The sequence below is a fragment of the Rhodopirellula sp. JB055 genome (genome assembly GCF_043100905.1).
In the GTDB taxonomy this organism is placed as follows: Bacteria; Planctomycetota; Planctomycetia; order Pirellulales; family Pirellulaceae; genus Rhodopirellula.
Genome location: NZ_JBICHO010000277.1, coordinates 1 through 10,304 on the forward strand (window position 1 = coordinate 1; position 10,304 = coordinate 10,304).

General features: G+C 57.8%; 9 protein-coding genes and 1 pseudogene. 2 read left to right on the plus strand and 8 right to left on the minus strand.

Going from position 1 to position 10,304, the window contains the following annotated elements:
* Positions 1-203: hypothetical protein (locus tag ACF8AM_RS11205; RefSeq protein WP_392555721.1), on the minus strand; the 203-nt coding region annotated here is incomplete at its 3' end.
* Entirely contained in the window at positions 200-595 is a 396-nt protein-coding gene (locus ACF8AM_RS11210; protein ID WP_392555722.1) for a hypothetical protein, read from the minus strand. The genes ACF8AM_RS11210 and ACF8AM_RS11205, both read right to left, overlap by 4 nt.
* 480 nt (positions 596-1,075) lie before the next feature.
* Between ACF8AM_RS11210 and ACF8AM_RS11215 the strand changes: the two genes are divergently transcribed.
* The gene (locus ACF8AM_RS11215) at positions 1,076-1,711 is read left to right on the plus strand and encodes a GNAT family N-acetyltransferase (protein ID WP_392555723.1); all 636 of its coding nucleotides are present in this window, start codon (positions 1,076-1,078) and stop codon (positions 1,709-1,711) included.
* 69 nt (positions 1,712-1,780) lie between these two features.
* On the opposite strand, the gene ACF8AM_RS11220 is transcribed toward ACF8AM_RS11215, so the two are convergent.
* On the minus strand, positions 1,781-2,275 hold the full coding sequence (locus ACF8AM_RS11220) for a fasciclin domain-containing protein (RefSeq protein ID WP_392555724.1): 495 nt from the start codon (positions 2,273-2,275) through the stop codon (positions 1,781-1,783).
* Positions 2,276-2,615: 340 nt separating this feature from the next.
* Between ACF8AM_RS11220 and ACF8AM_RS11225 the strand changes: the two genes are divergently transcribed.
* Complete coding sequence (locus ACF8AM_RS11225) at positions 2,616-3,494, plus strand: hypothetical protein (protein WP_392555725.1); 879 nt, start codon at positions 2,616-2,618, stop codon at positions 3,492-3,494.
* Between the two features lie 363 nt (positions 3,495-3,857).
* Here the strand turns inward: ACF8AM_RS11225 and ACF8AM_RS11230 are convergent, their stop codons facing one another.
* The 5 genes and pseudogenes from ACF8AM_RS11230 to ACF8AM_RS11250 form a co-directional block, all read right to left on the minus strand.
* Positions 3,858-5,276, minus strand: coding sequence for a DUF1552 domain-containing protein (locus tag ACF8AM_RS11230; protein ID WP_392555726.1), 1,419 nt, complete (start codon positions 5,274-5,276; stop codon positions 3,858-3,860).
* A gap of 86 nt (positions 5,277-5,362) precedes the next feature.
* Complete coding sequence (locus ACF8AM_RS11235; protein ID WP_392555727.1) at positions 5,363-8,005, minus strand: DUF1592 domain-containing protein; 2,643 nt, start codon at positions 8,003-8,005, stop codon at positions 5,363-5,365.
* 281 nt (positions 8,006-8,286) lie between these two features.
* Entirely contained in the window at positions 8,287-8,664 is a 378-nt protein-coding gene (acpS, locus tag ACF8AM_RS11240) for a holo-ACP synthase (protein ID WP_392555728.1), read from the minus strand.
* Positions 8,665-8,667: 3 nt separating this feature from the next.
* Positions 8,668-9,630 carry a tryptophan--tRNA ligase gene (trpS, locus tag ACF8AM_RS11245; protein ID WP_392555729.1) on the minus strand — a complete coding sequence of 321 codons (963 nt, stop codon included), beginning with the start codon at positions 9,628-9,630 and terminating at the stop codon, positions 8,668-8,670.
* A 223-nt stretch (positions 9,631-9,853) separates the two neighbouring features.
* Positions 9,854-10,304: pseudogene (locus tag ACF8AM_RS11250) on the minus strand (hypothetical protein); the annotation flags it as partial.

Here is a 10,304-nt window from a genome sequence, read left to right on the forward strand (position 1 = left end):
TCGCCCGGCTCCATCAGCTCGGTGGCTTCGGCTCCGAAGTCGGCGCGACGTGGAGGGAGGGGGAAGTTGGCGAAGTGGGCGACGGTGGGTGCCGTTATCTGCGTCGCGGAGTAACCAGCGGGGGCGAGGGCGCCGCTCCGGCTGATCGATCCCTCCCATCCGGAGGGGAGTTCGACCGAGATCCCCGAGCCTGTGACTCTCATCCCAATCTCCCGACGACGGCCACGGCTGCCAGGGCGAGGGCCGCTCCGCTCAAACCGCGGGTAACCGGCACAGCGACGGCGGCCATCGAACGGTTGAAGGCAGTGAGGCGGCTGGGCCGGTCTATCCACCCGGCGGCCAGAGGAAACACTGAGCGGCCGACGCCGAAGGCGGCTCCGACGATGGCCCCGCCGAGAGGATCGCCGACCGCCACGGCGGACACCGCCAGCGCCCACACCAGCCAGGTGACCACATAGGTGGCTGCTCCGGCGCCGAGTTGGGCGCCGAACGCTCCGCCGTAGACCCAACCCCTGAACGCGCCGATCCAGTCCTCGTTGACCTGACGATGCGGCCCCGGTGGCCGGAGTTTGACCAGATCCAATCCTGCGGCCACCGCTATCGCTCCGACGGCGGTGGGCCACCGCCAAGTTTGTCCCGGGAGGAGGCTGCCCGCTGACGCCAGCCCGAGTCCTACCAGGGCCGCCGTGCCAGTTGCACCCACCACAAACGCTGTGACGGTGAGCCACCATCGGTTGTTACGTGCCCGCTCACCGAGCGGGTGAATGCTGGACAGCATCGACTCCCCTCAAGGTGACCAGTGCGAGCGCAGGGCGGCCAGCACCGCCACGATGGACGCCAGGGCGGTCATGTCTCATCCCCGTGCGGGTTGCGGTAGAGGCTCTCATGCCCCGGATCGATCCCGGCTTCCGACAGCTGGCGGGAGGTCCGATCGGCCCGGTGGCGGGCTCAGCGATACAACCTGCAATCCGTCAAAGCCTTTCGCGCGGACCTCGAGAACGATTCACAGGATTACCTCCGCCGTCTCGAACTGGAACACCGAACGATCGGAAAGCAGGGCCAAAAGACCCGCAAATTGGGACGAGAAATCGGTCCCGTGCGACTGGAAATGGATTGCCGCTGCCCAAAAATCCTGAAGCAAACCATCGCTTGGAAGCGAGCCCAGTATCAACGCACCCACATTCTGGACCTGTTCCTGCCGGATTGGACCCGCGACCTGATCGAGACGCTGTACACCAACTGCTTCGAAAGACCTGGACTGCAGCCAGATTCGCCGGTGGGCGGCAGCGAGTTTTCAAACGAGTCGCTGCGTGGAATCTGCTCCGTGCTCTGGGCCGGAGACCAGCCCGTCGCCACACACATCGGCATGATCGAGCACGGGCGGCTGCACTATTGGTTCCCGGCTTACGATCCCGCTTACGCCCGATATTCGCCTGGGACCGCTTTGTTCACCGAAATCATTCGCAAAGCCACTTCGCACGGAATCCACTGCGTCGACATGGGATACGGTGAACAACCGTATAAGAAGAAACAGACCGGCACGACCACCGACGTCTTCCACGGCACCATCACGGACTCCCGCTGGCATCGAATGGCATTTGCCGCGGAAGCCAGCATGATCCAGGCCTTGAAACGGGTGCCGATGAAGGAGACCGTCAAACGGGCAATCCGGACGATCAACCCTTCGGCAGGGATCAAGAAACTCAAGTAGCCCGCCGAATTCGACGGGCCACTGTGGAGATTCGATTGCAGCCTTCCGGTTGCGAAACGCTTCTTTTGCTTACTTGCTCGGTGGCAGCAACACCGAATCGATCACGTGGATGACGCCGTTGCTGGCCATCACGTCAGTCTTCACGACCTTCACATTGTCGTTCAGCATGACGGTTCCGTCTTTGACTTCAATGCTGACTTCGCCGCCCAGCGTCTTTGCCGAATCGAGCGTAACCACCGTCTTGGCGGGCACTTTCCCGGCAACGACGTGGTACTTCAAAATCGCGACCAATTGATCCTTGTTTTCGGGCTTGAGAAGATTCTGCAGTGTGCCTTCCGGTAACTTTTTGAACGCCTCGTCAGTGGGCGCAAAAACGGTGAATGGTCCTTCACCGCTGAGCGTTTCCACCAACCCACCTGCCTTAACGGCAGCTACCAGCGTGTTGAACTTCGCCGCGATCGCGGTCTCGACAATGTTCTTTTTCGCAGTTTCATTGTGGTGATCTGCCTGGACGGTGGCGGGCAGAACAAACAGTGCCAATGCAGCCAAAAATACTTTTTTCATCTTAAATTCCGTGGTTCTAAAACGAGAGGTGGTTCACTCGAGCTTTTAAAGAGACATTCCGACGGCGGCCGCCGCCGGATCGCCCACTCGATTGGCTGATTCGCGAATCGCTGGACTGTATCCCCCGGACAACCGGGAACGCGAAAATAGCCCTCTGACGGCCTCCGCCGCGGCTGGCAAGCTTGAACACCAAATTACAAATGCCGCGAAACCTCCCAGGAATTCGCGGGTTAGAACATTCGAAACAACTTTGGTTTCAGTTTGTACGCCGCGGTCATTTCACCGCCGTGATGACTGAACGCCCTCTCCTCATCTGACCATTTCGAAGGGTTACCCAACAATGAGCCGTTTGTTCCAAGTCCGAATCGCTCCCAATTTGCGTTTCTTTGCCATGCTGGCAATGGTTGCTGGCCTGACGCTCCAGTCGATGTCCCTCGCCAACGCCCAAGGCCGCGGTGGTCGCGGTGGAGGCGGCGGCTTCCCTGGCGGCGGTCGCCCTGGTGGCGGAATGATGGGAGGCCGCGGTGGTGGCGGCGGATCGGTCCTCGGCTTGCTCCGTGCCGAAAAAGTTCGCGAGGAACTCGGGATTGATGAGCAACAAACCGAAGCCTTGAAGAAACTCGAAGAGCAGTCCCGCAACCAAGATCGCCCTGACTTCGACTTCCGCAACGCTTCAGAAGAAGAACGCAGCGAATTCTTCGAAAAGATGCAAGCTCAACGAGAAGAGCAAGCCAAAGAGACTCGCATGCAACTGGAAACCGTTCTCACGCTGGAGCAAATGGAACGCTTGGACGAAATCGCGATCCAAGCTCAAGGTCTGATGGCACTCTCGTCACCCGAAGTTCAAAAAGAACTGGCGATGACGGAAGAGCAAAAGACCAAGCTCACCGAAATCCGCTCGGGCATGGAAACCAAAATGCGTGAAGAGATGCGTGAGATCATGCAAAGCCGCGATCGCGAAAAAATGCGGACCGCCATGGAATCGATGCGCGAAAACATGGAAAAAGAAGTGATGGACGTGCTGACATCCGAGCAAAAAGAGAAGTTCGAAGAGATGAAGGGCGAGCCATTTGAACTGGAAGCCCTTCGTGGTGGCGGACGCGGCGGCCGTGGTGGCGAAGGCGGTGCACGTGGAGGTCGCGGCGGTGAAGGCGGCGAAGGCGGCGAACGTGGCGATCGCGGTGGACGCGGCGGCCGTGGCGGACGCGGTGGCGAGTGATCCGACCTATCTCACTGTTCTTCCGAATGCCCCGATCGCGGGCGACCTGCTCCCACTCCATACGTGAGAGCTGACGCTCGCATCACAACCCAAGACTCAAGCCTCGTGTGCCTTGCACACGAGGCTTGTTTCGTTTGCCCCGATCCGCAATTGCACAGCGGGGCTCACCCAGCGAGAGCTCATTCAGTCGCCCGAGTCCAGAGATCGATGTGCACGGCCGACCATCGCATTGAGATCCACGACTAACAGCCTGCTGGTTTGACTAGCAGAACGCGATAACGTTCGGATCGTCTCCGGCAACTGCGGACAAGCGACCGTCGCCTGATCGTCCGATCGGCCAAACGTTTTTAAAACGACAGACTGCTAAGCGCGAATCGAATCCACCGAACGAGCATCTCGCCTGTTCGGGCCGAGCCGATCCTGCGTGCCAAAGGCGTCCAGCATGGTGTTGTAAACATCGAGGCCTTCGGCCCGCACATCCATGATTTGCCCGGTCTTGAATCGCCCATTGGCACCGGTGATGCAGTGGAAGACCCCCGAAAGCTCTCGCTTCACATCGTTGTGACGCCCGTCACCGGACTCCGTCGAGATCGTGATCAATGAGTTCTCCAAAATGGTGCGTCCATTGGGCTCTCGACAATCTTCGCTATCCAGTGCACGGAGAAAATAGGCGACCTCCTGCATTTTCATATGAGCGTGGGCTCGCAGCGCCTCGTTCTTTTTCTTCTCGTTGAATTTGTGCCACCATTCATGACTGCAGCCTTTGTCGCCGCTGGCGTTCTGCTGCTTGGCATCGTCGAACTCCCATCGTTTTTTACCGTCGTACTCGTAGTCGCCGGTGAGCCGAATGCGTTCTCCAGCGGCGAGGAACGTTAGCGCTCCGAACCGGACGCGGTCCATCTGCACCGCCAAAGCATAAACATCCGATAACAAACGCCATTCGGCAGACAATTGCTCCAGCGTGATATCGATGCCCTGGCCGCCTGGGTCCGCCGGACCGCCGTGCGGAATGATCGAGCGAGGCGGCACTTGCGGACCATCCTGCGAGTGTTTCATCGTGAAAGCACGCTGCTCAAATTCTCGAATCCGGTCCAAGTGGTCCGCCACCCGAGCCCGTGACGAAGCCCCCAGCGGCGAGTTGGCACCGGTGTAGTGCCGATAGTCCTCGACAACCGTATCCAACACACTTCGCTTCAATCGCTCGCTTCGATCGCCACCCGCCATCGAGACTCCACCGAACACGCGATCAAATAGCTCCCGTGGCTTTTCCTGTATGGTCGCGGCGACGGTGCCGTCCATGTTGTAACTGTGGACATAGCGTCCGACGCGGGACCGGCGAAAGAAGGTCCCGGCCACCAAGGTCGGCACCATGCCCTCGGGCAGCCCATCGGGATAGTGCGTTCGACGAATCACTTGGTCAATCGAAGGGCCGCCCGACTTCGCCTCGCCGTCGGGTGGCTCTGCCGTGAACGCGGCGGTGGCACCGTCATAGTGAGCATTGATGCCTTTTTCATCACAGCGAATATGATCGACGTCCCGCATGATGAGCAGTTTTTTACGGAGTGGCTGAAGCGGTTCGAGGACGCCCTGATAACCTTCCTTTTGCAACGGTGCGGGAATGCCGAGGCCAAAGAAAACATTGAACGCTCGGACTGGAACCTCACGAGATGCCGTGGCGGCGGCAGCGGTCGTCCCCAGCATCTCCTCCAACAGAGGCAACCCAACCGTGGCGGCACCGACACTGCGAAGCATCGTGCGTCGATGAATGAGATTGTTTTTCATAACATTTCCTACTCAGAACCTTGGAACGAGATGCACCGGAGTACCATTCGGCGACGACTCTTTGCGTTTCATCTTTCCAGCTCGCGTCAGTCAACGCCCTTCTGCCCGCGAGCTTTTTGGACCAGATCACTCATCACCACGGCGGTGACTAGATCGGCGTATCGTCCACCCGCGTCGGTCGCAGCCTCGTGAATCCGCTGAACTTCCGTCGCATCACGCGCCCCCAACGGACGCCCAAGCGCGAACTGCGTCACCTTCCATGTAAGCGTCTCGCGAACGCGATCGCTGCTGGACAGCAACTTCATCAACTCAGCAGGTGTTTTGTACTTCTGTGGCTTCGCTTCCCCGGGAATCACCAATTGCCCGTCCGAACGCAACGTGTTGCCAAACTCGTCTTGGCGATGAAACGCCCCCAGCCCATCGAATTGTTCCAAGCCAAACGCCAGAGGCTCAAACTTGATGTGACAACCACCACACGACTCGTTGCGAATCCGATCTTCGGCAACATCACGGTGTGTCATACCGGGGCTGGGAGGAACCGGCGTCGTATCCACTCCGGGCGGCGGGGCACCGATCACTCCCCGTAGCAGGTCCCTCATCACGAACAAACCACGAGTGACCATGGATGCATCATCGCCGCCAATGGTCAGCACGCTGCCTTGGGTCAACAACCCTCCTCGAGTAGGCTCGCTCGAGAGATCGTAGCGTCGCAGGCCCTCTCCACGAGGCTTCAACCCGTAATGCTTTGCCAATCGAGGCGTCGCGTAGGTGAACTGTGCATCGAACAATTCATTCAGCGGTCGTCCCTGCTTCCAAGCGACCTCTTCGAAGTACGCTAGCGTTTCATTGCGCATGTCCATCCCCAACTCGGGTGTCCAAGAGGGATAACGTGCTGAGTTGGGACGCATGTTGGTAAGCCGACTGAGGTTCAACCAATCCGCAGCAAACTGCTTGGACCGCTCGACTGCCCGGCGATCTTTTAACATCCGTTCGACTTCTTCTCGGCAGCGATCGCGATCCGCCAACCGCCCTTCGCGAGCAACCTTCAACAACCTTGCATCAGGAGGCCCACCCCACAGGATGTAACTCATGCGAGACGCCAGTTCAAAATCGCTGACTCGCTGACTGCTACTGCCAGCGGGCTGCTGTTCGATTCGATAAATAAAACGAGGCGATTGCAACATCGCTTCGATCATCAGCCCGACACCTTGTTCGAAGCTTCCACCTGCACTTGCCACCGCGGTCAGAATCCCGCTGTAGTTCGAAATCTCGCGATCATCCAGTGGTCCCCGGAGTAGCCATTCTCCAATCTTGCCGACCAGGTCACGAGCCGTGGCGTCGGTGTTCAGACTTTGTGAGTGGGAGAAACGCTTGGCAAACGACAAGACGTCCATTCGCCCCACGACCTTCTCCGCCAACTGCGCGTAGGCCTCAACATGTTTCAAATCGACGCTCAAGTTGTATGCGGTGTTGCTGAATCCATCGGCCCGCAAATCCGGCGGCAACATTTGCACGGCCTCCTCAGAAATATCAACGCCCACCGTGCTGCGAACTGTTTCGATGTACTCCGGAATCGTCAACCGCTGCACCCAACTGTCACTCGCACCCGGATTGGAAGCGTAAACCGCTGGATCAATTCGCTCGATCGACCAAGCGGCCCCATCATCGATCCATTTTCGAATCAGCGTCAAATCCGTAGAAGTCAGTCCGGGGCCCGATGGTGGCATGTCGCCAGACTCCACTTGCTCCCACAACAAACTCGCCGCCGCCTTCCCCGGAACGATCACGTTGCCACTCTCGCCACCGGCGAACGCAGCGGATTGACGGGACAGATCTAGGTCGCCCTTCTTTGACGCCGAGTCATGACATTCCAAACAATGGCGAGCTAGGATCGGAGCAATCTTCGTGGCAAACGTCTGCTCGGCCCGAACCTTCGCGAGCCGTTGAGCTTCGCGTGGATCGACGCTTGCACTCGGGCCAGCCTGATAGTTCTCCGAGACCTCCGGAACGCGAAGTGCCCGCGAATAAAGAGCAACAAGCTGCAATTCTCCTAGCCAAGGACGCCCGCCCGAACGCTCGTTCACGAGCACCAACGGAAAACCGTCATCCCAGTTGGAAAACTTTCCCGAAACCAACTTCGAAGCCGTTTGCTTGCCATTGAGATAGAACCGAACATTTCCATTACGATCTCGAGTGAAGACGACATGCGTGAGCCTGGTTGTGACCTTGCCCTTGCCGCTCTCCGTTTCAGGCAGCCCGTTGTCACTGGTCGAGGTTGTTCGCAAACGAACTTGATAACGATCGCCTTCTTGCCCCAGCGTGATGTTCCGTTGGACGGAATTGCTGGACAACGAAACAATCCGAGCCGGCCCTTTTTGGATCGTGTTCTTCGGCTTGATCCAAGCTTCCACTGTCAACGCATTGGAACGTTTTAATTGATCAACCAGCTTGCCAGCCGAACCGATCGAGAAAATCTTGGTCGCCGAACGCACGTCGAGCGAGCCATCACCCCAGCTCACCGCCGAGGCATCTTGGATTCTCAAATCCATCGGTGCTCCGTTCCCGCTGCGATCCTTGATCATGTCGCCGCGCCCTGCTTCGAACGTATAAAACGCCACCAATCCATTGCTGACACGAAACGTTTCCTCGGCCAACGTTGGCGGCAATTGACTCAGGCCAAATGTCAGGCTCACCAACACCACAAAGTTCGATCGCTTGAAATCCAACACGCTTGCTCGCTTCCGGGTGATGGGGTGGTTCGACAAATCGCAGGGATGACCGACCAGCAATCGGCAAAACCTTTTGCCCCGAATCGCTCCTTCGCTTCGCGGCCGATTGCGGTGCTGTCTTGAAGAATTCCTGGAAACTTAAACAATCCCTGAAACAACCAAACGCCCAGGTGGATTGCACCCCCTACTGTACAGCACCAGAGGACGGAATGCTGAAGGCACGCACCGCGACTCGCACGAGGCGACTCACCGAGACGCTGAGCGAAACACAGTGAGTGCAATCAGTCGCAGAGAACGACGTACGCAATCGCTTGAGCACGGCACCCGCCCAGGCTGAGATGAATGGCATCGATCTCAGCTTCTTCCGCCAATTGCGCGGCGATGCCATGCAGCGTGATCGTTGGTCCTTCGCCGGGCAGCGTCGTGATCTCGATCTCAGTCCAACTGACGCCACGGCGATGACAACGCAGCGCCTTGAAAACAGCTTGCTTCGCCGCCCACCGACGCGAAAAATGGCCTGTCGCGTCGGGGCGCTGAGCACAATGGTCAATTTCAGCAGCGGTGAAAACTCGCTCGAGGAATTGCTCCCCATGCTGCTGGATCATCTGAGCGATCCGAGCACACTGAACAATCTCCGTCCCGACTGCCACGATTGCCATGTCTTATTGCAGCCCACAATTGCGTCGCGCCCGCTCGACCACGCCCGCGGCCACCTCGCGTGCACGTTTGGCACCCGCCGCCAAAATATCTCGCACGGTATCCAGGTCGGCTTCCAGCTCAGCTCGCTTCTCACGCGCCGGAGCGAAGTGCTCTTCACTGACTTCAGCAACAGCCTTTTTGATTTCGCCGTAACCAAAACCACCGGCACGGTACTTCGCCGCCATTGCGTCAACCGCCGCTGGCGATGCGAACAACTGATAGAGCTGAAACAAGTGATCGTCAGTTGGGTCCTTAGGATCTTCCATCGGGCGACTGTCCGTCACGATTCGCATGATCTGCTTGCGAATTTTCTTCACGTCGCCAAACAGCGGCAACGTGTTGTTGTAGCTCTTGCTCATCTTTTGACCGTCGGTCCCGGGGACCTTTGCCCCAACGTCCAACGTTTTTGCCTTGGGCAATACGAACGTTTCGCCAAACGCGTGATGGAACGAGCCTGCCAAGTCACGGCAAACCTCGATGTGCTGCACTTGGTCGACACCCACCGGCACAATCTGCGAATCGTAAGCGAGAATGTCGGCGGCCATCAAAACCGGGTAAGTGAACAACCCAGCGTCAGCAGTGAGGCCCTTCGCCTTCTTCTCTTTGTAGGCATGACAACGTTCCAGCAATCCCATCGGAGTCCCCGTCATCAACAACCAAGTCAGCTCGGTAACTTCGGGAATATCCGACTGCACGAATAGACTGGCCTTCGCCGGATCCAACCCCAACGCGAGCAAATCCAACGCGGCGTTGAGCACATTTTCGCGAAGCACCTCAGGCTCACGAACGGTTGTCAACGCATGCAAATCAGCAATGAAGTAGAACCCCTCATTGTCCTCTTGCAAATCAATGTATTGGCGAATCGCACCAAAGTAGTTTCCCCAGTGGGGGCGACCGGTCGGCTGGATTCCCGAGAGCACTCGCATAAGTCAGTCAAACAAAGAAGAAAACTTGAACAAAGAAAGCAACGTGGAACCTGTCAACTTAACCAAATTCGGACGTTTCGGGAGATCACCCCCCGACAAAGAATCCACTGCAAACCAAAATACGAACTTGGCCCCCGACGTGGATGACAATTGGCACTTGGCAGACGACCCGACCAACACCGCAAGCATCGCTTGAAAACCATCCTCTGTTGTCGGAGCATTTTCACCCAGGATTTTTGTTTTCAGGTGGTTCCGGTCGCTTGTTCTCCTCCAACTCCAGCAACTCGTTCAACGCTTTCAACATCTCAGAACGTGGTTCCGGGTCGTCCGTCGGAAAGCCAAACCCCCGCGGAATGAATCCGATTCTGGGATGCAATGCATTCGGATCCAGGCCGACCTCATCCAGCGGTTTGCGTTTGAGAATCATGATCGTGACAGCCGCCAAATCACGGACCTCGGTGCGAATCTGTTTCTCCCCCATGGGTTCCAACAGCACCGTCCGGTCGTCTTCCAACAGGGAACGAACATCCGCGACATTGCTCTCACCACCAAATCGGCTGATCAACTGGAGCGCCAGAACCGTTTCATCGACCGAGGCATCTTGCATCCCTAACACGCGTTCCGCCAAAGGCAAGGTCCGCTTGAGGTTCTCTTGCAAGGATATCCAAAACACC